We start from the raw sequence: 19,907 nt of genomic DNA on the forward strand, positions 1-19,907 counted from the left end.
GCCCAACGGGCCGCACGCGTACGCGTGCGGCCCGTTCGTGTGTCTGTGCGCATACTGAAAGGCGTACCGGAGGGGCACGCGCAGGGAGCGATACGGAGTGACGGACGAGGACCGCAAGCCGGCGTCGGACGAGGCCAGGGGCGTCTACGCGATTCCCCGTGGCGGTGCGGCCTCGGCGGGCGGTGACGGGGAGTCGTCCACCACCTCCGAGTTCGCGCTCCCCGAGGGAATGGCCCCGCCCAGGTCCGTCGGCGGCGAGGCCGAGACGACCTCCGAGTTCGCGCTGCCGGACGGGCTCGACGTTCCGCAGCCGCCCGGCGGCGATTCCGGTGGACCGGCCTCGGCCTTCAGCACCCCGGCCACGTACCGGGCGCCCGCCTTCACGCCGCCCTCGGGCATCCCTGTGGTGAGTCTCACCAAGGACGTGCCCTGGCAGGACCGGATGCGCACGATGCTGCGGATGCCGGTGGCCGAGCGGCCCGCGCCGGAACGGCTGCAGAAGGCGGCCGAGGACGACGGGCCGGCCGTCCCGCGCGTGCTCGACCTGACGCTGCGCATCGGCGAACTGCTGCTCGCGGGCGGCGAGGGTGCCGAGGACGTGGAGGCGGCCATGTTCGCCGTCTGCCGGTCCTACGGCCTCGACCGCTGCGAGCCGAACGTCACCTTCACCCTGCTGTCGATCTCGTACCAGCCCTCGCTCGTCGAGGATCCGGTGACGGCGTCACGGACGGTCCGGCGCCGGGGCACCGACTACACGCGCCTGGCGGCCGTCTACCGGCTTGTGGACGACCTGAGCGACTCGGAGACCGCCGCGTCCCTGGAAGAGGCTTACAGGCGCCTTGCGGAGATCCGACGCAACCGGCACCCGTATCCCGGCTGGGGACTCACCGTGGCCGCCGGGCTGCTCGCGGGCGCCGCCTCCGTGCTCGTCGGCGGTGACGTGGTCGTGTTCGTGGCGGCGGCGCTCGGCGCGATGCTGGGCGACCGGCTGGCGTGGCTGTGCGCGGGGCGCGGGCTGCCGGAGTTCTACCAGTTCACGGTGGCCGCGATGCCGCCGGCCGCGATCGGGGTCGCGCTGACGGCCGCGCACGTGGACGTGAAGGCGTCCGCCGTGGTCACCGGTGGGCTGTTCGCGCTGCTGCCCGGGCGGGCGCTGGTGGCCGGGGTGCAGGACGGGCTGACGGGGTTCTACATCACCGCGTCCGCGCGCCTGCTGGAGGTCATGTACTTCTTCGTGGGCATCGTCGTCGGGGTTCTGCTGATCCTGTACTTCGGCGTGAAGCTGGGTGCCGAGCTCAACCCCGACGCGGCGCTCGGGAGCGTGCAGCGGCCCCTGTGGCAGATCGGCGCGTCCATGCTGCTGTCGCTGACCTTCGCGATCATGCTTCAGCAGGAACGTTCCACTGTGCTGATCGTGACGCTCAACGGGGGTGTGGCGTGGAGCGTGTACGGCGCGATGCGCTACACCGGCGACTTCTCTCCGGTGGCCTCGACGGCCGTCGCGGCGGGGCTGGTCGGGCTGTTCGGGCAGTTGCTGTCGCGGTACCGGTACGCGTCCGCCCTGCCGTACACGACGGCGGCGATCGGGCCTCTGCTGCCGGGATCGCCGACCTATTTCGGGCTGTTGTCGATCGCGCAGAACGACATGGACGCGGGGTTGGTCTCGCTGTCCAAGGCCGCGGCACTGGCCATGGCCATCGCCATCGGGGTGAACCTGGGGTCGGAGATCTCGCGGTTGTTCCTGAGGGTGCCGAGCGGCTCCGCCGGGGGGCGGCGGGCCGCCAAGCGGACGCGAGGGTTCTAGTTCCGGGTGCGTTCGCTTGGCGTTGGGCGCCCAGGCGTTCGGGGGTTTCTGTTGTGGGGCGGGTGCCGGTGCGTTGTGGCTTGTCGCGCAGTTCCCCGCGCCCCTAGGGAGTTGCCCCGCGCGTCGGTCCTCAGTTCTGGGGGTAACCGTTGTTCTGGTTGTTGTACGGGTACTGCTGCTGGTCCTGCTGGTAGCCCTGGGGGTACTGCTGGGCGTAGGGCTGCTGGGCGTAGTACTGGTCGTAGCCCTGGTTCTGGTCGTACCCCTGGTTCTGGTCGTACTGCTGCTGGGGGTACTCGTCCTGCTGCTGGGCCGGGGGGACGCGGCGCAGTTGAGTGGTCGCGTCGTCCATCATCTGCTGGGCCGGGGGCTGCTGTTGGGGCTGCTGGGGCGGGTTCTTCTTGGCCTTGCCACGGGCTCGGGCGAACTCGATGATGATCGGGACGACCGAGATGAGGACGATCAGCAGCAGGATCGGTTCGATGTTCTTCTTGACGAAGTCGATGTTGCCGAGCCAGGAGCCGAGCAGGGTGACGCCCGCGCCCCAGAGGACGCCGCCGATCACGTTGAAGGTCAGGAACGAGCGGTACTTCATGCCGCTGACGCCGGCGATGATCGGCGTGAACGTGCGCACGATGGGCACGAAGCGGGCCAGGACCAGGGACTTCGGGCCGTACTTCTCGAAGAACTCGTGGGCCTTGGTGACGTTCTCCTGCTTGAAGAGGCGGGAGTCCGGTCGGTTGAAGAGCGACGGGCCGACCTTCTTGCCGAACATGTAGCCCGCCTGGTCGCCGAGGATCGCGGCGACGCAGATGAGGGCGACCGCCCCCCAGAGGGGGAAGTCCAGGGTGCCCGCGGTGATCAGCAGGCCCGCCGTGAACAGCAGGGAGTCGCCCGGCAGGAAGAAGCCGATGAGCAGACCGGACTCGGCGAAAACGATCAGGAGCAGGCCCCAGATGCCGAACTGGTCCAACAGGTAGTCCGGATCCAGCCAGCTCGGTCCGAGGGCAAGCGTCGTCACTGTTCCGGGCTCCTGAGGGCTTGGCAGAGAGATGAGGGGGCCAAAGCTATCAACGCGAGGTGGCCCCTCCGGGTTCCCTCAGCCTCCATGCGCCACTCCGGGGTGCGCTGTGCGGCGACTGGGACCATCCTGTGAGGTTATGGGTATCGAAGAGTACGGCGGCGGCCAGGGACCTCAGTCCGACGTCCTGGTGGTGACGACGAACGACATCCCCGGCTACCGGGTCGAGCAGGTCATCGGTGAGGTCTTCGGGCTCACCGTGCGGTCACGGCATCTCGGCAGCCAGATCGGGGCCGGGCTGAAGTCGATGATCGGCGGCGAGTTGAAGGGGCTGACCAAGACCCTCGTCGAGACGCGCAACCAGGCGATGGAACGTCTCGTCGAGCAGGCACGCGCGCGTGGCGCCAACGGCGTGCTGGCGTTCCGCTTCGACGTGACGGACGCGCAGGACGTGGGCACGGAGGTGTGCGCCTACGGGACCGCGGTGGTCCTGGTCCGGGAGTAGCCCCGGACCAGGCCGCCTCTACGAGGTGTGTCCACGCGGTACGTGTGGGCGGTGCGTCTAGGCGGTGTGCCGGGCCGCGTTCGCCGTGATCGCCTCCCGGAGGTGTTCGGCGAGGCCCGGTCGCATGGATTCGTAGAACTGCTTGAAGCGCTCGTCGGAGACGTACATGTCGGCGAGGCCCTGGTGGGCTTCGTACGTGCATTCGTAGAACCACTTGGTGATGTGTCGCCGGTGTTCCTCGGCCATGGCCATGGCGGCCTCGCCCGACGAGGGCTCACCGGCGGCCATCAGGTCGTCGTAGCGCTCGCCCCAGGAGGCCACCTCGGCCTGCATGTGCTGCCAGTCGTCCTTCGTGTACGTGGCCGCGCGGCGCTGCGACTCCGTGTACGCGTCCGTGCCGCCCCAGCGGCGCTCGGCCTCCTCCGCGTGTGCCTCCGGGTCCTTGTCGCCGAAGACCTCGAACCTCTCCTCGGGTGTGAGGTTGATGCCCATTCTGCGTGCCTCCATGGCGTGCTCCACGGCCGCCGCCATCTTCTGGAGCCGTTCGATCCGGGCGGTCAGCAGCTCGTGCTGCCGGCGCAAGTGCGCGCGCGGATCCGCCTTCGGATCGTCCAGCAGTGCGGCGACCTCTTCGAGCGGGAAGCCGAGCTCCCGGTAGAACAGGATCTGCTGCAGCCGGTCGAGGTCGGCGTCGTCGTAGCGCCGGTGGCCCGCGTGACTGCGTCCGCCCGGCACGAGGAGGCCGATCTCGTCGTAGTGGTGCAGGGTGCGCACCGTGACGCCGGCGAAACCGGCGACCTGTCCCACGCTGTAGCTCACTTCCGCTCCCTTCTCGGTACGCACTCCACACTGCTTCCTCACCCCGCGTGAGGTGCAAGCCCCGCGGCCCGGGCCTACCGTCGTAGGCATGCCATTGCACCGTGGGGACAGCGAAACACCCGACGACAAAGGCGACGGGCGCAGGCTCGCCGTCAACCCGTTCTACGGGGAGGCCAATCCGGTCGGCGGTATGACCGAGGCCCCGCCCACGCACCGGCTCGCGGACGCCCCGCTGCCGCCGACGACGGCGTACCAGCTCGTGCACGACGAACTGATGCTCGACGGCAACTCACGGCTCAACCTGGCCACCTTCGTCACCACCTGGATGGAGCCGCAGGCCGGCGTCCTGATGGGCGAGTGCCGGGACAAGAACATGATCGACAAGGACGAGTACCCGCGCACCGCCGAGCTGGAACGGCGCTGCGTGGCGATGCTCGCCGATCTGTGGAACGCCCCCGATCCGGCCGCCGCCGTGGGTTGTTCGACCACCGGTTCGAGTGAGGCGTGCATGCTGGCGGGGATGGCGCTGAAGCGGCGGTGGGCCGCGCGCAATGCCGACCGGTATCCGGGGCGGGACGTCCGGCCGAACCTCATCATGGGCGTCAACGTGCAGGTCTGCTGGGAGAAGTTCTGCAACTTCTGGGAGGTGGAGGCGCGTCAGGTGCCCATGGAGGGCGACCGGTTCCATCTGGATCCGCAGGCGGCGGCCGAGTTGTGCGACGAGAACACCATCGGGGTCGTCGGGATCCTCGGGTCCACCTTCGACGGGTCCTACGAGGACATCGCCGGGCTGTGCGCGGCCCTGGACGCCCTTCAGGAGCGGACCGGGCTCGACATCCCGGTGCACGTCGACGGGGCCTCGGGGGCCATGGTGGCGCCCTTCCTGGACGAGGACCTGGTGTGGGACTTCCGGCTGCCGCGTGTGGCCTCGATCAACACCTCGGGGCACAAGTACGGGCTGGTCTATCCGGGCGTCGGCTGGGCGCTGTGGCGGGACAAGGAGGCCCTCCCCGGGGAGCTCGTCTTCAGCGTCAACTACCTGGGCGGCGACATGCCGACGTTCGCGCTGAACTTCTCGCGCCCCGGGGCCCAGGTGGTCGCGCAGTACTACACGTTCCTGCGGCTGGGCCGCGACGGCTACCGGGCCGTGCAGCAGTCCACGCGGGACGTGGCGCGCTCCCTCGCCGGGCGGATCGAGGAGCTGGGCGACTTCCGGCTCCTCACGCGGGGCGACGAGCTGCCCGTGTTCGCCTTCACCACCGGGCCGGACGTGACCGCGTACGACGTCTTCGACGTCTCGCGGCGGCTGCGTGAGCGCGGCTGGCTGGTGCCCGCGTACACCTTCCCGGAGAACCGGCAGGACCTGTCCGTACTGCGGGTCGTGTGCCGCAACGGCTTCTCCGCGGACCTCGCCGAGCTGTTCCTGGAGGACCTGGAGCGGCTGCTGCCCGAACTGCGCCGGCAGCCGCACCCGTTCACCCAGGACAAGGGCGCGGCCACCGGTTTCCATCACTGAACGCGGCCCATGGGTACCGGCCCGAGCGGCCCTGGTGGGGCCGGGCGCGCCCCGAAAGGGGCGCGGGGAACTGCGCGACCAGCCCCCACCGGCCCACAGGTACATGACCACGCATCCAGCGGAACGCTCACCTGCTCAGGCGGCCGAACCTCCGTACCGCCAGCGGGAAGAAGACCGCCAGCAGGGCCAGCGGCCAGGCGACGGCCGCCCAGAGGTGGCCCGGTTCGCCGCCGGGGTTGCCGAACAGATCGCGTACCGCGGTGGCCGTCTGGGACATCGGGTTCCACTGGACGGCCGTGCCCAGCCAGCCCGGCATGGCCTCGGGGACGGCGAAGGCGTTGGACAGGAACCCGACGGGCCAGACCAGGATCTGGACCGCCTGCACCAGCTCCGGCTTTCCGGCCACCATGGCCAGCTGGATGCCGATCCAGAGCATGGCGAACCGGAAGAGCAGGAGCAGCCCCAGGGCCCCCAGGAGGGCCGCCACGCCCCCGTGGGCGCGCCAGCCGATGGCGTACCCCACCGAGAGCATCACGGCGAGTCCCAGGGCCGACTGGAGCATGTCGGCGGCCGAACGGCCCACCAGGACCGCGCCGTTGGCCATGGGCATCGACCGGAAGCGGTCGATGACGCCCTTGTTGAGATCCTGGGTGACGGCGATCATCGTGCCCTCCAGGCCGAAGGCCATGGTGAGCACGAGCATGCCGGGGACCAGGAAGTCGACGTAGTCGCCCTCGACGTCCCGGCCGCCGCCGACCAGATAGCCGAACATCAGCAGCAGCATCACCGGGAAGACCAGCCCGACCAGCACCTGGACCGGCTGCCGCGCCCAGTGGGCGAGTTCGCGGCGGGTCATGGTCCAGCAGTCGGCCAACGCGCGCGTGCCCGGCCCACCGGTCGCCCTGTACGTCTCGTACGTCGTCACACGGCCTCCTTGGCCCGCTCGTCGCCCCCGGTGAGGTCCAGGAACACCTCGTCCAGCGTCGGGCGCCGCAGGGCGACGTCCTCGGCCTCGATCCCGGCCGCCTCCAGGGCCCGTACGACCCCGGAGAGCGCCGCCATGCGGTCGGTGACCGGGGCACTCAGCAGCCGCCGGTCGGGGTCCACCGAGACGCCCTCGGGGGGTACGGGCAACAAGGCGACGGCAGCGCCCAGTTGACCGGCGTCGCGCAGGACGACGTCGATGCGGTCGCCGCCCATGGCCGCCTTCAGCTCGTCGGGCGTGCCGTCGGCGACGACCCTGCCCCGGTCGACGACCGAGATCCGGTCGGCGAGTTGGTCGGCCTCCTCCAGGTACTGGGTGGTGAGGAGGACCGTCGTACCGCCGCCGACGAGGGAGCGGACCGCCGTCCACACCTCGGTACGGCCGCGCGGGTCGAGGCCGGTCGTCGGTTCGTCGAGGAACAGCACCTCCGGGTCGGTGATGAGGGAGGCCGCGAGGTCGAGCCGGCGGCGCATTCCGCCGCTGTACTGCTTGACCGCCTTGCGGCCGGTGTCCGCGAGTCCGAAGCGGTCGAGGAGCTCGACGGCCCGCACGCGCGCGTGCCTGGCACCCAGGTGGTGGAGGCGGCCGAACATCTCCAGGTTCTGCCGGCCGCTCAGCTCCTCGTCGAGCGCCGCGTGCTGCCCGAGCAGACCGATGCGGCAGCGGACCTCCCGGGCCTCGGTCAGCACGTCGTGGCCGGCCACCTCGACCCGGCCGCCGTCGGGCCTGAGCAGCGTGGACAGGATGCGGACCAGGGTCGTCTTGCCCGCGCCGTTCGGCCCGAGCACTCCGTGCACAGTGCCGCGGGCGACCAGGAGGTCGAGTCCGGACAGTGCCTCTTTGCCGCCGTACTTCTTGTGTGCGCCTTCGACGGTGATCGCCGCGTCGGCCACGAGTCGCCCCCTTCACCGGAACCTTCTAGTCAAACTTGATTACCGAGCCAAAGTAACGCACCCGGTGACATTGGTCAAACTTGATTAGTGCTCGGCTAGCGCCAGTCCCCGGGGTGCCGGTCCCCCGTCGCGTACGGGTTCTCCTCACCCTCGGCCAGCACGCCGACGAACGGTTCGCCCTCCCCCGCGAAGGTGTACGCCCCGCCCTCGATCCGGGCGATCAGACTCAGCGTCCACTCGGCCTCGGCGTCGGCCGTGTGGATCCAGAGGTTCATGATCTCGCCGATGTGGCCGAGCTGTTCGGGGCCGTCCTCGGGCACGTAGTGCTCGGTGACCGAGGACCGCCACTCGTCGATGCGCCGGGTGCGTTCCCTGAGAAGGGTCACCGCCTCGGCGCGCGGCAGGTCGACGATGAAGCCGATGGCCGCCGACTTGACGTCCATCTTCTGGTCGTACGAGGTCAGCGCCTCGCGCAGCAGCCGCAGGAACTCCTCGGTGCCCAGGTCGGTGATCTCGTACTCCGTGCGCGGCGGGCCGCCGGCCGTGGAGGGCGCGATCTCGTGCGCGAGCAGCAGCCCCTGCTTGGCCATCTGCTTGAGCGCGTGGTAGATCGAGCCGGGCTTGGCGTTGGACCATTCGTGCGCGCCCCAGTACTCCAGGTCGTTGCGCACCTGGTAGCCATGGGCCCGCCCGTGCTGACGGACCGCACCGAGCACGAGGAGACGGATCGCTGACATGCGGGCCACATTAGGGCCCTGCCGTCAAGCGGCCCGCTCCCGGGCCACCAGCTCGAAGGCGGTGGCGCCGTCGAGGGACTCACGGATGATGTCGGCGTGACCGGCGTGCCGGGCGGTCTCGCGGATCAGGTGCAGCGCCAGCCAGCGCATGGAGACGCTGGCCTGGGGCGGGAACCAGGGGTCCGGCGGGAGATCGAAGGTGACGTCGAGGCTCGGCACGGACCGCAGGAACGCCTCGGTCTCGGCGGCGACCTTCTCCCAGTACGCGAGCTGCGAGGCGACGGTCTCCCCCTCGACGAGGACGAAACACTCGTGCCAGTTCGACTCGTCCCGCTTGACGGCCGGCGCCTCACCCTTCGCCCGCGCGATCCAGCCCTGCTCGACCTCGGCGACATGCTTGAGCAGCCCGGACAGGGACAGCTCGCTGGCGCTGGGCTTGCTCGCCGCCTGCTCGTCGGTCAGCCCGAGCAGGGCCCGCCGGATGCCGCCGCGCTGCTCCTCGATGAAGGAGAGAAGCGCTCCGAGCTCGTCGCCGGGTGCTTCGGAGGGGACGTGAGTGACCATGGTGGGCCGCCTTTCATCGGGTGGTGCGGGCCTGCTCTGCCTGACACCGATGAAGTTACGGGGGCTTGCGGTCAGGTTCTGTCCGCAAGCCCCCGGGTCGCCCAAGAAGATTCCACGAAGTGCTACGAGGTCCTGCGAGGCCCTAGAACGGGAAGAAGCTCCGCCCGTGCTGCACCGAGATCCACTTCTGGGTCGTGAACGCCTGCACCGTCGCCTCGCCGTTCAGGCGGCCGATGCCCGAGGACTTCTCGCCGCCGAAGGCGACCAGGGGCTCGTCGTGGACCGTGCCGTCGTTGACGTGGAACATGCCCGTGTCGATCTGCTTGGCGAAGGCGATGCCGCGTTCGACATCGGCCGTGTGGACGGCGCCGCTGAGGCCGTACGGGGTGTTGTTGACGAGGCGAACCGCTTCGTCCTCGCCGTCGAAGGGGACGAGGAGGGCCACCGGGCCGAAGATCTCCTGCTGGAGCAGGGGCGAGTCGGCGGGGAGATCGGTCAGGATCGAGGGCTCGACCAGGTTGTCCGTCGTCGTGCCGTGCAGCAGCGCTGTCGCGCCCTCCTCCAGGGCCCGGCGCACCACGCCCGAAACGGCCTCGGCCTGGGAGGAGTTGATCACCGGGCCGATGACCGTCGCGGGGTCGCTCGGGTCGCCGACCTTCAGGGACCTCACCTTGGCCACGAACTTCTCGGTGAACTCGTCGGCGATCCGTCGGTCCACCAGGACACGGTTCGCGGCCATGCAGACCTGGCCCTGATGGACGTACCGGCTGAAGACCGCCGCGTCGACCGCGTAGTCGATGTCCGCGTCGTCCAGGACCACCAGGGCGCTGTTGCCGCCGAGTTCGAGGACCACGTTCTTGAAGAGGGGCGCGCAGACGGCGGCGACATGGCGGCCGACACCGTCCGAGCCGGTGAAGGAGATGACCTTCGGGACCGGATGTTCCAGGAACGCGTCGCCGATCTCGGCTATGTCCGTGATGACGACGTTCAGGAGGCCGGGCGGCAGGCCCGCGTCCTCGAAGATCTTCGCGACCAGGGAGCCGCCGACGACCGGGGTGTCCTGGTGCGGCTTGAGGACGACGCCGTTGCCGAGCGCGAGCGCCGGGGCGACCGACTTCAGGGAGAGGAGGAAGGGGAAGTTGAAGGGGCTGATCACACCCACCACACCTACCGGGACGCGGTAGACGCGGTTCTCCTTGCCCTCGACCGGCGACGGGACGATCTGTCCCTCGGGGGTCAGCGCCAGGCGGATCGACTCGCGCAGGAACTCCTTGGCGAGGTGCAGTTCGAAGCCGGCCTTGAGGTGCGTGCCGCCGAGTTCGGCGATGATCACGCCGGCGATCTCCTGCTCACGGTCCTCGATGATGCGCAGGGCCTTCTCGAAGACCGCGCGGCGGGCGTACGGGCTGGTCGCGGCCCATTCCTTCTGGGCCGCGGCGGCGGCGCGGTACGCCTCGTCGACCTCGTCCACCGTGGCGATCGTGATCGAGGCGAGCTTCTCACCGTCGTACGGATTGAAGTCGATGATGTCCCAGGAGCCGGTGCCCGGGCGCCACTCACCGCCGATGTACTGCTGCGCGAGGTCGGTGAAGTAGTACTCAAGCGACGACATGCGATCCCTCAATCCCTCAATCCCGTATCACGGTCTGATCACACGTCATCGTACGTGCGTCCCAAGGGAGTTGGGGGAGGGAATCGAGGATCACCAGGGACCCCGGTCAGGAGAGTTGCAGCAGGCCTCTCAGCAGGTCCCGGCTCTCGTCGGGGCCGGGGCTGTCCTGTTGCAGCTCCTTCATCGCCTTCTCGTACTGCGTGACGTCCTCCGCCTTGTCCAGGTACAGCGCGCTGGTGAGCTGCTCCAGGAAGATCACGTCGGACAGGTCGGACTCCGGGAAGCTCAGGATCGTGAACGCGCCGCTCTCGCCCGAGTGTCCGCCGAAGCCGAACGGCATGATCTGCAGCCGTACGTTGGGGCGCTCGGAGATCTCGATCAGGTGCTGGAGCTGACCGCGCATCACCTCGCGATCGCCGTACGGGCGGCGCAGCGCGGCCTCGTCCAGGACGACGTGGAACTCCGGGCCGCCGGTGGAGAGGAGGTACTTCTGCCGCTCCATGCGCAGGGCGACACGGCGCTCGATGTCGGCGGGGCTCGCGCCCTTCATACCGCGTTCGACGACCGCACGCGCATACGCCGGGGTCTGCAGCAAACCGTGCACGAACTGCACTTCATAGGCGCGGATCAGCGATGCCGCACCCTCCAGGCCCACGTAGGTGGGGAACCAGTTGGGCAGCACATCGGAGTAACTGTGCCACCAGCCCGCGACGTTGGCCTCCCTGGCGAGCGAGAGGAGCGCGTTGCGCTCGGCCTCGTCGTTGACGCCGTACAGCGTCAGCAGGTCCTCGACGTCACGTGTCTTGAAGCTCACCCGGCCCAGCTCCATACGACTGATTTTCGATTCGGAGGCACGGATCGAGTAACCCGCCGCCTCACGCGTGATGCCCCGCGCCTCACGCAGTCGCCTCAGGTGTGATCCGAGCAACATGCGCCGCACCACCGATCCCGGCTCTCCCGCGCTCACGTTCGTCACCCTCCCCAACCTCTCCAGGGGCCGCAGTCTGCCACTAAATCACTCCGAGCAGTACTCGTCCGGTTACTCAAATGGGAAGACGTCAGAGCGTACGCACAGGCAGAGGCAAGGGGAAGACCAGCCAGAGGTGGAAAGTTGGCGGAAAAAATGACCAAGAAGCGGTACGGGTGGGTCCAATTCAGGCGCGTGCACGTGCATCTGCCCTTGCATCCGCCGTACGCATCGGAAACCATGGTCTCGCGCCACCGCTGCATCGCAAGGACTGCATCGCAACGACCGCGATCTCCCGGGAGTGCCTCGCATGGGGATGAATGGATCGACCATGCTCGAGCCTTTAAGGCAGGGGCTTCCGCCACTGGATCCCTCGACCGTGTCCAACGCGGCGTCGTGTGCGCTGCCCGCCCGCTACGAAGCGGTGCGCGAGGCACGGCAGTTCAGCAACAGAACACTCACCCAGTGGGACATCGGCGACCGCCTGGACGATGTCTGCCTGGTCGTCTCCGAGCTGGTCACCAACGCCCTTCGGCACGCGCTGCCCACGGACCCCCCGCACGCGTCGCCCCAGGAGCCGCCCGTCAGGCTGCATCTGATGCGCTGGACCGAGCGGCTGGTGTGCGCGGTGCGCGACCCCAGCAGGGAGAGCCCGGTGGCGTACGACACCGAGGAGTTCTCGGAGGACTTCTCGGCCGAGTCGGGGCGCGGCCTGTTCCTCGTCGACTCGTTCAGCGACAGCTGGGGCTGGCACCCGCTCTCGGGCGCGCTGGGCGGCAAGGTCGTCTGGGCCCTGTTCGGGCTGCACTCCGCCGAGTGAGGAACCGTGGCGTTTCTTCGCGCCACGGTTCTACGCGCGTCACCGTGTGCGGTACGACGATTACGCCCCGTTTCGACCGGCCCGGGGGCCGAGACGCCTGACGGGGCGGTCAGCTCGCGGTCAGATGGTCGAACTCGCCGTCCTTGATGCCCAGGAGCATCGCCTCGATCTCGGCGCGCGTGTAGACGAGCGCCGGACCGTCGGGGAAGCGCGAGTTGCGCACCGCCACCTCGCCGCCGGGCAGCCGCGCGAACTCGACGCAGGAACCCTGCGAGTTGCTGTGCCGGCTCTTCTGCCAGGCGGCGACCCCGTCCAGCCGCGCGGCGGCCATGCCGTTGTACACGCCGGACTCATCGGCTGCGCCAACGCCGTACACGTCGTGGTCCACAGGTCGCTCCCTGGTGGTGCACTGGCTGGTGAGGCCATTGGTGCGGTGGTCAACTCTGCCGGATCATAACTCTGTTCACGTGCAGACGCATGGACAGATGCACAGGCGTATGCAAGGGCATACGCACGGTCAGATGCACGTGCACGCCAGGTACTCGCTCCACTACTCACCTTGACGCACGCGCGCCCCCGCGCGTTCCACCGCACGCCCGCACCCCCGCCTCCTGGGACAGACGGAGACGGGGGTGCGGGTGGGGCGACGGCGGGGGCGCGCACACGGATCGCGCAGGTCGCGGCGGCTACCGGGACACGTACGGCAGCAGTGCCATCTCCCTGGCGTTCTTGATCGCGCGGGCGAGCAGCCGCTGCTGCTGGGCCGAGACACGGGTGACCCGGCGGCTGCGGATCTTGCCGCGGTCGGAGATGAACTTCCGCAGCAGGTCGGTGTCCTTGTAGTCGATGTACGTGATCTTCGCCGCGTCCAGCGGGTTGGGGCGGGCCTTGAGGGGCTTGCGTTCGATCTTGCGGGCCATGACGGGGTCAGACCTCCAGGAGGGTGTCGAAGGCGGGCGGCAGGCGTTTCCAGGCGGTGCGTCCGCCGGCGTACTCGGCGTCGGTGAGCAGGCAGGACTCCAGGAGCTGTTCGAGTCCGTCGCGGTCGAGGCCGGGGGACGTGAACACCAGGTGCTGGCAGCAGTCGCCGTGTTCCGGGTGCCAGTCGAGGGCGGCGGCGGCCCGGCGCACGGGCGGGACCATGTCCCAGGCCGCGTCCGGGAGCGAGGCGAGCCAGGGGCCCGCGCTCTCCACGCACAGCGCGCCGCCCGCCGCGTCCCAGTGGAGCAGCGTGTCGGGGTGGTCGGCGAGCCAGAACCGGCCCCGGCTGCGGGCGGCGGCGCAGGTCAGATCCTCCAGCGCCGCGTACAGCCGCTCCGGGTGGAAGGGGCGGCGCCGGTGCCACACGAGGGTGGACACGCCGTGGGCGTCGGCCTCGGCCGGCAGCAGCGCGCACGCCGGGTGCTGGGCCGCGTCGGCCGCCTCGACGTCGAATCCGGCGAGGGCGGCGGAGGCGAGCGCCGAGAGCGGGGCCGCCTCCTTCCCGGACGCGTCGGCCACGCCCGCCAAGTCCCCTGGGTGGCCGCCCAGGACCGGGACTTGGCGGGCTGTCGGGTGGAGCTGCGCGAGCAGCTCGCGGTCCTCTTCGTCGGCGTCCGGGGAGTCGACGAGGGCGAGGACGGTGGCGTACTCCAGCTGGCGGGCGAAGGTGTCGGCGACCGTGCGCTGGTCGGTGGCCGCGGCGGCGAGGCCGCCTTCGGCCAGGTCGTCGCCGTTGCCGAGGTACGGCAGCAGCAGCGCCGGGTCGACGGCGGTGATGACGCCGGTGACCGTGAGGCCGCCGGCCGTCACCACCTCGGCCATCGCCTTGGGCTCGACGGAGTCCCACAGTTCGACGATCGCCAGCCGGGTCCGCCCGGCGTCCGCGAGCCGCCGCAGCTCCGGGACGAGATCCTCGCGCAGGGCACAGCACGCACAGTCGTTGACCAGGGGCGCCTCGCCCGCGGAGAGGATGCCGGTCGTGTCGCTGATGGTCCGGACGACCGTGCCGGCCACGGCCGTGGCGAGGTCGTGGTGGAGTACGACGCTGCCGGGAACGTCGGCGAGCAGCCGCGCGACGGTCGCCCTGCGGGCGTCGGCGTGCAGTCCGCCGACGATCGCCACGGAGAGTTCGTGAGCCCCCAAGGGCCCGTGCTCATGCACCTGCACGTGTGTTTCCTCAGTCCTTCTTGCCGTACCGGCGCTCGAAGCGCTCCACGCGGCCGGCCGTGTCCAGGACGCGGGCCGTGCCGGTGTAGAAGGGGTGGCTGACGTTCGAGATCTCGACGTCGACGACGGGGTAGGTGTTGCCGTCCTCCCAGTCGATCGTCTTCTCGCTGGTCATCGTGGACTGGGTGAGGAAGGCGTGGTTCGCGGCCCGGTCCCGGAAGACGACGGGCCCGTACGCCGGGTGGATTCCTTCACGCATGGCGGCTGATCAGCGCTCCTCTCGGAAGTCGACGTGACGGCCTGCGACCGGGTCGTACTTGCGCAGGGTCATACGGTCCGGGTCGTTGCGGCGGTTCTTGCGGGTGACGTAGGTGAAGCCGGTCCCGGCCGTGGACCGGAGTTTGATGACCGGCCGGAGTTCGTTGCGAGCCATGCTGGTATCTTACTGAAAACGACTTCCATTTGCATAACTCGACCGAGAGAGGTGCGTCACCTTGTCCGCCCACTGCATGCTGTCCGGCGCCCAGCCGGGCTTCGGCAACACCATCAGCCACTCCCACCGGCGTACGTCCCGTCGCTTCAACCCCAACATCCAGTCCAAGCGGTACTGGCTGCCGAGCGAGGGCAGGTACGTCCGGCTGCGGCTGAGCACGAAGGGGATCAAGACCGTCGACACGATCGGCGTCGAGGCGGCGGTGGCCCGGATCCGGGCCCGCGGGGTCAAGGTCTGACGGGCGGAGAGGACGAAAGGTACGGAGGCGGTAGCGACATGGCGAAGAAGAGCAAGATCGCGAAGAACGACAAGCGGCAGGAGATCGTCGCGCGGTACGCAGCGCGGCGGGCCGAGCTGAAGGAGATCGTCCGGCGGCCGGCTTCGACGGACGCGGAACGGGCGGCGGCGCGGCGGGAGCTGGAACGGCAGCCGCGTGACGCGAGCGCCACGCGCGTGCGCAACCGGGACCAGGTGGACGGGCGGCCCCGCGGCTACTTCCGGGCGTTCGGGCTGTCCCGGGTGGGCCTGCGGGAGCAGGCGCACGCGGGATTCCTTCCGGGAGTTCGTAAGTCCTCCTGGTAGCTTGCAGCGGTTGTGTCGTGCGGTCGTGCGGTCGTACGACTATCGCTGGCGACTACTGGTTGGGAGCTTCCCGGTGACTTCGGTGACGTACGCGCGCGTGCTGACGCGCAGAGCGGGTGTGGCCTCGGCGGCCGGGGTGGCTGCCGTCCTCCTGCTCGCCGGATGCAGTGGTGACGGGGGATCCGACGACGGGCCGGCGAGTGGCGGTACGGACTCGTCGGCCTCGTCCTCCTCGCCGTCGCCCTCCGACGCGGGCGGCGGTGAGAGCGGCAGCGGTTCGACCACTACGGACAGTGCGCTGGTGGGCAGCTGGCTGACCACCAGCAAGGGCAGTGCCGTGGCACTGATGGTCACCGGGGCGAAGGCCGGGCTGTTCGCCACCGGGGGGACCGTGTGCAGCGGTACGGCGGGCAAGGAGGCGGGGATGCAGATGGTCCGCCTCACCTGCTCGGACGGGAACAAGGACCGGGCCGAGGGAATGGTCGACTCCGTCGACAAGACGTCGATGAAGATCACCTGGGAGAGCAGCCTCGGCACGGAGACGTACACGAAGGCGCAGGGCGATCAGCTTCCGTCGGGGTTCCCCACGGCGGGGCTGGGGTCCTGACCCTCGGGGATCCGGATCCGTACGGGAGGATGCCCGCCCGGGGCCCTGGCCGCCCTATGCGCCGGGCAGGCGCTGGTGGGCGTGCAGGGCCGCCCGGACCGCTGCCGCCGTGCCCTCCGTCCAGCCCGCTTCGTCCGTCACGCCTCTCAGGCGGGTCGTCGTGGTCGTGGGGAACATCTGGTCCAGGTGGGCGGTGACCGCCAGGTCCCGGGTGGCCAGGACCGGGAGGAGGGGGGCGGTGGTCCGCGTCGCCGCCGCGTCCGCCGTCTGTGCTTCCGCCGCTGCCGCCAGGCGGGTGCCCATCTTGTGGGCGTAGGCGGCCAGGAACGACTGACGGAAGGTCTTCGTCCGGTTGCGGCCCTTCGCCCGCTGCGCGGCCTCCGCCTTCGTCATCGCCGCCGTGGCCTGCACCAGCAGGGACGTGTAGAGGAGTTCCACCGCCTCCAGGTCGGGCTCGAAACCCACCACCGTGGAGAAGCCCAGGGCCTCGTTCCACACCGCTCGACAGCGGTTCGCGTCGGCCACGGCGTGCAGAAGGACCGCCTTGGCCTCCTCGTACGGGGCGTCCACACCCAGGCGCCGCGCGCGCGGGGCGTCGCCCGCCGGGGCGCCGGCCGCGAGCAGGGCCTCGTCGATGCTGTGCCGGGCCATCAGTTCCTGGGCCTTCGCGCTCAGCGCCTCGGCCTCCTCGGGGAACCCGGTCGCCTCCGCCTTCGCCAGCAGTGCGCGGATACGGGGCAGCATGCGGGACTCCGGGTGTTCCCGGCGGGCGCTCTCCCCCGGCAATGTCCGCGGCTCGTCCAGGGACTCCAGTGTCGGCAGGGTCAGTAGCAGGCGGTACAGCTCCAGGACCGTCGTCGCGTGCGTGAAGCGGTCCGTGCGGGGCGGGGCGGGGGTCGCGGCGAGGCCGGTCAGCTGTTCCGTCCAGCGGCGGCCCCGGGCCCGGTCGTTCGGCGCCTGGGCGGTGATCAGCGCCGCCACCAGGCGTACGTGCACGTCGTCCAGCTCGCGCCGTACGAGGCGTTCGACGTCGGCCGGCTGCCAGCCGCGTCGCCATGCCGATGCCACGAACTCCTCGCCGCGCCGGGCGAGTTCGGCGTCCGCGGCCGGGTCGGCGGCGAGCAGGGACGCGCCCGTGTCGAGAGAGGTGTCCGTGTCTGCGTACAGGGCGGCCTGGAAGGCGCGTTCGACGGTGCCGGGCGGAGAGGGCTTGCTGCTGGTCACCGGTCGATCGTTTCATGCCGCCGACAGCTACTGTCAACTTCGGGTTGACAGCATTCTTGCTGACAACCTACGGTTGACACATGACGACCAATCAGCCCGTCCGGGCCTCCGTACGTCTCGACGACCTCATCGAGGCCATCAAAAAAGTGCACACCGACGCCCTCGAACAGCTCCAGGACGCGGTGATCGCCGCTGATCACCTCGGCGAGGTGGCGGATCATCTGATCGGGCACTTCGTGGACCAGGCACGGCGTTCCGGTGCCTCCTGGACCGACATCGGCAGGAGCATGGGCGTCACCCGGCAGGCCGCGCAGAAGCGGTTCGTGCCGAAGGGCGAGTCGGACCTCGACCCGAGCCAGGGCTTCAGCCGCTTCACGCCACGGGCCAGGAACGTGGTGGTCCTCTCCCAGGAAGGGGCCAAGGCCGCCGGCAACGACCAGATCCGCATCGAGCATCTGGTCCTCGGCCTCCTCGCCGACCCGGAGAGCCTCGGCGCGAAGGCGATCACCGCGCAGGGCGTCACCCTGGACAGCGTGCGCGAGGCCGCGACCGCCGGCCTCCCGCCACGCGGCGAGAACGACCCCGCCCTCATCCCCTTCGACGCCAACGCGAAGAAGTCCCTCGAACTCACCTTCCGCGAGGCCCTGCGCCTGGGCCACAACTACGTCGGCACCGAGCACATCCTCCTCGCGCTGCTGGAGTTCGAGAACGGTGAGGGGGTGCTGTCCGGCCTCGGCCTCACCAAGCCGGCGACCGAGGAGTACGTCGTCGCGGCCCTCGCCAAGATCAAGGTGGAGTTCGGCGAGCAGAGCTGAAAATACTGGAAAGCGCAGGTCGGGGGCATTGTCAGACCCTCCTGCCACACTCGTGGACATGGCAGGCGTGGCGGAGACGGCCGAGCGGTGGGCGCTCGCTCCGGCCGAGGACGGCGGCGTGGAGATCGCCCCCCTCGGTCCGGACGGGCTGCCCGCCGGGCCGGTGCGCCGGGAGGCGGATCTCGGCGCGGCCGTCCGTGACCGGCCGGAGGTCACGCGGTGGGTGTGGCGGTCCACCCCCGAGGTCTATCCGCGACTGCTCGGCGCGAGGGTGCGAGTCGAGCGGTGCTACGACATCGAGGACGCCGAGACGCTCCTGCTCGGCCACGAGGGGCGGCTCGGCGAACCCCGGTCCGCTGCGGCGGCCCTCGCCCGGCTGCGCGGCGGTCCCGTACCACCGGATCCGCCGCAGCGGTCCGCCGAACCGGGCGCGCAGTCGCCCCTCTTCGAACCGAGGCCGGTGCACGTACCGCTGGCGGATCTGCTGGAGGTGTACGCCGACCAGCAGCGGCGGCACGACGCGACCGCGCACCCGGACCGGATGCGGCTGCTGACGGCCGCCGAGTCGGCGGGGATGCTGGTGGCCGCCGAGATGAACAAGGCGGGACTGCCGTGGAGCGCGGACGTCCATCGCGCCCTGCTCCACGAACTGCTGGGCGAGCGGTACGCGGGCGGTGGTGAGCCCCGGCGGCTCGCCGAGCTGGCGGACGAGGTGTCGGCGGCGTTCGGACGCCGGGTGCGGCCCGATCTGGCCGCCGATGTCGTCAAGGCCTTCGCGCAGGCGGGGATCAAGGTGCGGTCCACGCGGAGATGGGAGATCGAGAGCATCGACCACCCGGCGGTGAAGCCCCTTGTCGAGTACAAGAAGCTGTACCGGATCTGGGTCGCGCACGGCTGGTCCTGGCTCCAGGACTGGGTGCGGGACGGGCGGTTCAGGCCCGAGTTCCTCGCGGGCGGGACGGTCACCGGGCGCTGGGTCACCAACGGCGGGGGCGGCCTGCAGATCCCCAAGGTGATCCGGCGGGCGGTGGTCGCCGACCCGGGATGGCGGCTCGTCGTCGCCGACGCCGACCAGATGGAGCCTCGGGTGCTGGCGGCCATCTCTCGTGATCCCGGGCTGATGGAGGTCGCGGGCCGCGAGACCGACCTCTACCAGTCCGTCTCCGAGCGCGCGTTCTCCGGCGACCGGGAGCAGGCCAAGCTCGCCGTGCTGGGCGCGGTGTACGGACAGACCTCCGGGGACGGCCTCAAGAACCTCGCCGCGCTCAGACGCCGGTTCCCGAAGGCGGTGGCGTATGTGGACGAGGCGGCGCGCGCGGGAGAGGAGGGGCGGCTCGTGCGGACCTGGCTGGGGCGTACGTGTCCCCCGGCCGTGCGGGCCAACGACGACTCGGTGGAGGAGGCGGGCATCCCGCTCCCGGAGGACGAGTCGGGCATCGCCCCTGCGGGAGGGGCGGGGGCAGGGGCGCAGGAGTGGGTGCCGGGGTACGCCTCCTCCAACTCCCGTGCCCGGGGCCGCTTCGCGCGCAACTTCGTCGTCCAGGGCAGCGCCGCCGACTGGACGCTGCTGCTGCTCGCCGCGTTGCGCCGGACCTGTGCGGGGATGGCCGCCGAGCTGGTCTTCTTCCAGCACGACGAGGTGATCGTGCACTGTCCGGAGGCGGAGGCCCAGACGGTCGTGGCGGCGATCCGGGAGGCGGCGGAACTGGCGGGGCGGCTGACGTTCGGCGAGACGCCGGTGCGGTTTCCGTTCAGCACGGCGGTGGTGGAGTGCTATGCCGACGCCAAGTGACGC

23 protein-coding genes are annotated in these 19,907 nt (G+C 70.2%); 9 read left to right on the plus strand and 14 right to left on the minus strand.

Annotated elements, in window-relative coordinates:
* Positions 1 to 97 precede the first annotated feature (97 nt).
* On the plus strand, positions 98 to 1,804 hold the full coding sequence (locus tag OHN74_RS18135) for a threonine/serine ThrE exporter family protein (protein WP_327695589.1): 1,707 nt from the start codon (positions 98 to 100) through the stop codon (positions 1,802 to 1,804).
* Between the two features lie 130 nt (positions 1,805 to 1,934).
* Here the strand turns inward: OHN74_RS18135 and OHN74_RS18140 are convergent, their stop codons facing one another.
* Complete coding sequence (locus OHN74_RS18140) at positions 1,935 to 2,825, minus strand: DedA family protein (RefSeq protein ID WP_327695590.1); 891 nt, start codon at positions 2,823 to 2,825, stop codon at positions 1,935 to 1,937.
* 139 nt (positions 2,826 to 2,964) lie between these two features.
* On the opposite strand from OHN74_RS18140, the gene OHN74_RS18145 reads away from it, so the two are divergent.
* Complete coding sequence (locus OHN74_RS18145; protein WP_327695591.1) at positions 2,965 to 3,330, plus strand: YbjQ family protein; 366 nt, start codon at positions 2,965 to 2,967, stop codon at positions 3,328 to 3,330.
* Between the two features lie 57 nt (positions 3,331 to 3,387).
* On the opposite strand, the gene OHN74_RS18150 is transcribed toward OHN74_RS18145, so the two are convergent.
* Positions 3,388 to 4,149 carry a MerR family transcriptional regulator gene (locus OHN74_RS18150; RefSeq protein ID WP_327695592.1) on the minus strand — a complete coding sequence of 254 codons (762 nt, stop codon included), beginning with the start codon at positions 4,147 to 4,149 and terminating at the stop codon, positions 3,388 to 3,390.
* A gap of 88 nt (positions 4,150 to 4,237) precedes the next feature.
* On the opposite strand from OHN74_RS18150, the gene OHN74_RS18155 reads away from it, so the two are divergent.
* Positions 4,238 to 5,665, plus strand: coding sequence for a glutamate decarboxylase (locus tag OHN74_RS18155; protein ID WP_327695593.1), 1,428 nt, complete (start codon positions 4,238 to 4,240; stop codon positions 5,663 to 5,665).
* Positions 5,666 to 5,792: 127 nt separating this feature from the next.
* On the opposite strand, the gene OHN74_RS18160 is transcribed toward OHN74_RS18155, so the two are convergent.
* The 6 genes from OHN74_RS18160 to OHN74_RS18185 all read right to left on the minus strand — a co-directional run bounded on the left by OHN74_RS18160 (position 5,793) and on the right by OHN74_RS18185 (position 11,387).
* Entirely contained in the window at positions 5,793 to 6,521 is a 729-nt protein-coding gene (locus OHN74_RS18160; protein WP_327700173.1) for an ABC transporter permease, read from the minus strand.
* Positions 6,522 to 6,586: 65 nt separating this feature from the next.
* A complete protein-coding gene (locus OHN74_RS18165) occupies positions 6,587 to 7,543 on the minus strand; it encodes an ATP-binding cassette domain-containing protein (RefSeq protein ID WP_327695594.1) in 957 nt (318 codons plus the stop codon).
* A gap of 95 nt (positions 7,544 to 7,638) precedes the next feature.
* Positions 7,639 to 8,280, minus strand: a complete 642-nt coding sequence (locus OHN74_RS18170) for a PadR family transcriptional regulator (RefSeq protein WP_327695595.1) — start codon at positions 8,278 to 8,280, stop codon at positions 7,639 to 7,641.
* A gap of 24 nt (positions 8,281 to 8,304) precedes the next feature.
* Positions 8,305 to 8,844: a DinB family protein gene (locus tag OHN74_RS18175; RefSeq protein WP_327695596.1), complete on the minus strand. Its 540-nt coding sequence runs from the start codon at positions 8,842 to 8,844 to the stop codon at positions 8,305 to 8,307.
* Positions 8,845 to 8,986: 142 nt separating this feature from the next.
* The gene (locus OHN74_RS18180; protein WP_327695597.1) at positions 8,987 to 10,456 is read right to left on the minus strand and encodes an aldehyde dehydrogenase family protein; all 1,470 of its coding nucleotides are present in this window, start codon (positions 10,454 to 10,456) and stop codon (positions 8,987 to 8,989) included.
* 106 nt (positions 10,457 to 10,562) lie between these two features.
* On the minus strand, positions 10,563 to 11,387 hold the full coding sequence (locus tag OHN74_RS18185) for a helix-turn-helix domain-containing protein (RefSeq protein ID WP_327695598.1): 825 nt from the start codon (positions 11,385 to 11,387) through the stop codon (positions 10,563 to 10,565).
* 346 nt (positions 11,388 to 11,733) lie between these two features.
* Here OHN74_RS18185 and OHN74_RS18190 point away from each other — a divergent pair, with 346 nt between their 5' ends.
* Positions 11,734 to 12,243 carry an ATP-binding protein gene (locus OHN74_RS18190; protein WP_327695599.1) on the plus strand — a complete coding sequence of 170 codons (510 nt, stop codon included), beginning with the start codon at positions 11,734 to 11,736 and terminating at the stop codon, positions 12,241 to 12,243.
* A gap of 109 nt (positions 12,244 to 12,352) precedes the next feature.
* On the opposite strand, the gene OHN74_RS18195 is transcribed toward OHN74_RS18190, so the two are convergent.
* From OHN74_RS18195 to rpmG, 5 genes are all read right to left on the minus strand, one after another.
* Positions 12,353 to 12,631 (minus strand): DUF397 domain-containing protein, encoded by a 279-nt coding sequence (locus OHN74_RS18195; RefSeq protein ID WP_327695600.1) that lies wholly within the window; start codon positions 12,629 to 12,631, stop codon positions 12,353 to 12,355.
* A 298-nt stretch (positions 12,632 to 12,929) separates the two neighbouring features.
* Positions 12,930 to 13,163, minus strand: a complete 234-nt coding sequence (gene rpsR, locus OHN74_RS18200) for a 30S ribosomal protein S18 (protein ID WP_006376563.1) — start codon at positions 13,161 to 13,163, stop codon at positions 12,930 to 12,932.
* A 7-nt stretch (positions 13,164 to 13,170) separates the two neighbouring features.
* Complete coding sequence (locus OHN74_RS18205; RefSeq protein ID WP_327700174.1) at positions 13,171 to 14,385, minus strand: CobW family GTP-binding protein; 1,215 nt, start codon at positions 14,383 to 14,385, stop codon at positions 13,171 to 13,173.
* 16 nt (positions 14,386 to 14,401) lie between these two features.
* The gene (locus tag OHN74_RS18210; protein ID WP_189150527.1) at positions 14,402 to 14,650 is read right to left on the minus strand and encodes a type B 50S ribosomal protein L31; all 249 of its coding nucleotides are present in this window, start codon (positions 14,648 to 14,650) and stop codon (positions 14,402 to 14,404) included.
* A 9-nt stretch (positions 14,651 to 14,659) separates the two neighbouring features.
* Entirely contained in the window at positions 14,660 to 14,824 is a 165-nt protein-coding gene (gene rpmG / locus OHN74_RS18215) for a 50S ribosomal protein L33 (RefSeq protein WP_015658813.1), read from the minus strand.
* A 61-nt stretch (positions 14,825 to 14,885) separates the two neighbouring features.
* Between rpmG and rpmB the strand changes: the two genes are divergently transcribed.
* The 3 genes from rpmB (at position 14,886) to OHN74_RS18230 (ending at position 16,073) form a co-directional block, all read left to right on the plus strand.
* On the plus strand, positions 14,886 to 15,122 hold the full coding sequence (gene rpmB, locus OHN74_RS18220) for a 50S ribosomal protein L28 (protein ID WP_327695601.1): 237 nt from the start codon (positions 14,886 to 14,888) through the stop codon (positions 15,120 to 15,122).
* Between the two features lie 38 nt (positions 15,123 to 15,160).
* Positions 15,161 to 15,466 carry a 30S ribosomal protein S14 gene (gene rpsN, locus OHN74_RS18225; RefSeq protein ID WP_327695602.1) on the plus strand — a complete coding sequence of 102 codons (306 nt, stop codon included), beginning with the start codon at positions 15,161 to 15,163 and terminating at the stop codon, positions 15,464 to 15,466.
* A 73-nt stretch (positions 15,467 to 15,539) separates the two neighbouring features.
* Positions 15,540 to 16,073, plus strand: a complete 534-nt coding sequence (locus tag OHN74_RS18230) for a hypothetical protein (RefSeq protein ID WP_327695603.1) — start codon at positions 15,540 to 15,542, stop codon at positions 16,071 to 16,073.
* A gap of 54 nt (positions 16,074 to 16,127) precedes the next feature.
* On the opposite strand, the gene OHN74_RS18235 is transcribed toward OHN74_RS18230, so the two are convergent.
* A complete protein-coding gene (locus OHN74_RS18235; RefSeq protein WP_327695604.1) occupies positions 16,128 to 17,297 on the minus strand; it encodes a DUF2786 domain-containing protein in 1,170 nt (389 codons plus the stop codon).
* A gap of 80 nt (positions 17,298 to 17,377) precedes the next feature.
* Here OHN74_RS18235 and OHN74_RS18240 point away from each other — a divergent pair, with 80 nt between their 5' ends.
* Positions 17,378 to 18,112, plus strand: coding sequence for a Clp protease N-terminal domain-containing protein (locus tag OHN74_RS18240; RefSeq protein ID WP_327695606.1), 735 nt, complete (start codon positions 17,378 to 17,380; stop codon positions 18,110 to 18,112).
* Between the two features lie 58 nt (positions 18,113 to 18,170).
* Positions 18,171 to 19,904: a bifunctional 3'-5' exonuclease/DNA polymerase gene (locus OHN74_RS18245; RefSeq protein ID WP_327695607.1), complete on the plus strand. Its 1,734-nt coding sequence runs from the start codon at positions 18,171 to 18,173 to the stop codon at positions 19,902 to 19,904.
* Positions 19,905 to 19,907: the final 3 nt, after the last annotated feature.

The organism is Streptomyces sp. NBC_00459 (assembly GCF_036013955.1).
In the GTDB taxonomy this organism is placed as follows: Bacteria; Actinomycetota; Actinomycetes; order Streptomycetales; family Streptomycetaceae; genus Streptomyces.

What these genes read in the sequence shown, in the direction of transcription:
- rpsN (WP_327695602.1), top strand. Translation starts at nt 15,161, where the DNA reads ATGGCGAAGAAGAGCAAGATCGCGAAGAACGACAAGCGGCAGGAGATC.
- OHN74_RS18175 (WP_327695596.1), bottom strand. Translation starts at nt 8,844, where the DNA reads ATGGTCACTCACGTCCCCTCCGAAGCACCCGGCGACGAGCTCGGAGCG.
- OHN74_RS18245 (WP_327695607.1), top strand. Translation starts at nt 18,171, where the DNA reads ATGGCAGGCGTGGCGGAGACGGCCGAGCGGTGGGCGCTCGCTCCGGCC.
- rpsR (WP_006376563.1), bottom strand. Translation starts at nt 13,163, where the DNA reads ATGGCCCGCAAGATCGAACGCAAGCCCCTCAAGGCCCGCCCCAACCCG.
- OHN74_RS18145 (WP_327695591.1), top strand. Translation starts at nt 2,965, where the DNA reads ATGGGTATCGAAGAGTACGGCGGCGGCCAGGGACCTCAGTCCGACGTC.
- OHN74_RS18160 (WP_327700173.1), bottom strand. Translation starts at nt 6,521, where the DNA reads ATGACCCGCCGCGAACTCGCCCACTGGGCGCGGCAGCCGGTCCAGGTG.
- OHN74_RS18180 (WP_327695597.1), bottom strand. Translation starts at nt 10,456, where the DNA reads ATGTCGTCGCTTGAGTACTACTTCACCGACCTCGCGCAGCAGTACATC.
- OHN74_RS18185 (WP_327695598.1), bottom strand. Translation starts at nt 11,387, where the DNA reads ATGTTGCTCGGATCACACCTGAGGCGACTGCGTGAGGCGCGGGGCATC.
- OHN74_RS18155 (WP_327695593.1), top strand. Translation starts at nt 4,238, where the DNA reads ATGCCATTGCACCGTGGGGACAGCGAAACACCCGACGACAAAGGCGAC.
- OHN74_RS18190 (WP_327695599.1), top strand. Translation starts at nt 11,734, where the DNA reads ATGGGGATGAATGGATCGACCATGCTCGAGCCTTTAAGGCAGGGGCTT.
- OHN74_RS18170 (WP_327695595.1), bottom strand. Translation starts at nt 8,280, where the DNA reads ATGTCAGCGATCCGTCTCCTCGTGCTCGGTGCGGTCCGTCAGCACGGG.
- OHN74_RS18210 (WP_189150527.1), bottom strand. Translation starts at nt 14,650, where the DNA reads ATGCGTGAAGGAATCCACCCGGCGTACGGGCCCGTCGTCTTCCGGGAC.
- OHN74_RS18240 (WP_327695606.1), top strand. Translation starts at nt 17,378, where the DNA reads ATGACGACCAATCAGCCCGTCCGGGCCTCCGTACGTCTCGACGACCTC.
- rpmG (WP_015658813.1), bottom strand. Translation starts at nt 14,824, where the DNA reads ATGGCTCGCAACGAACTCCGGCCGGTCATCAAACTCCGGTCCACGGCC.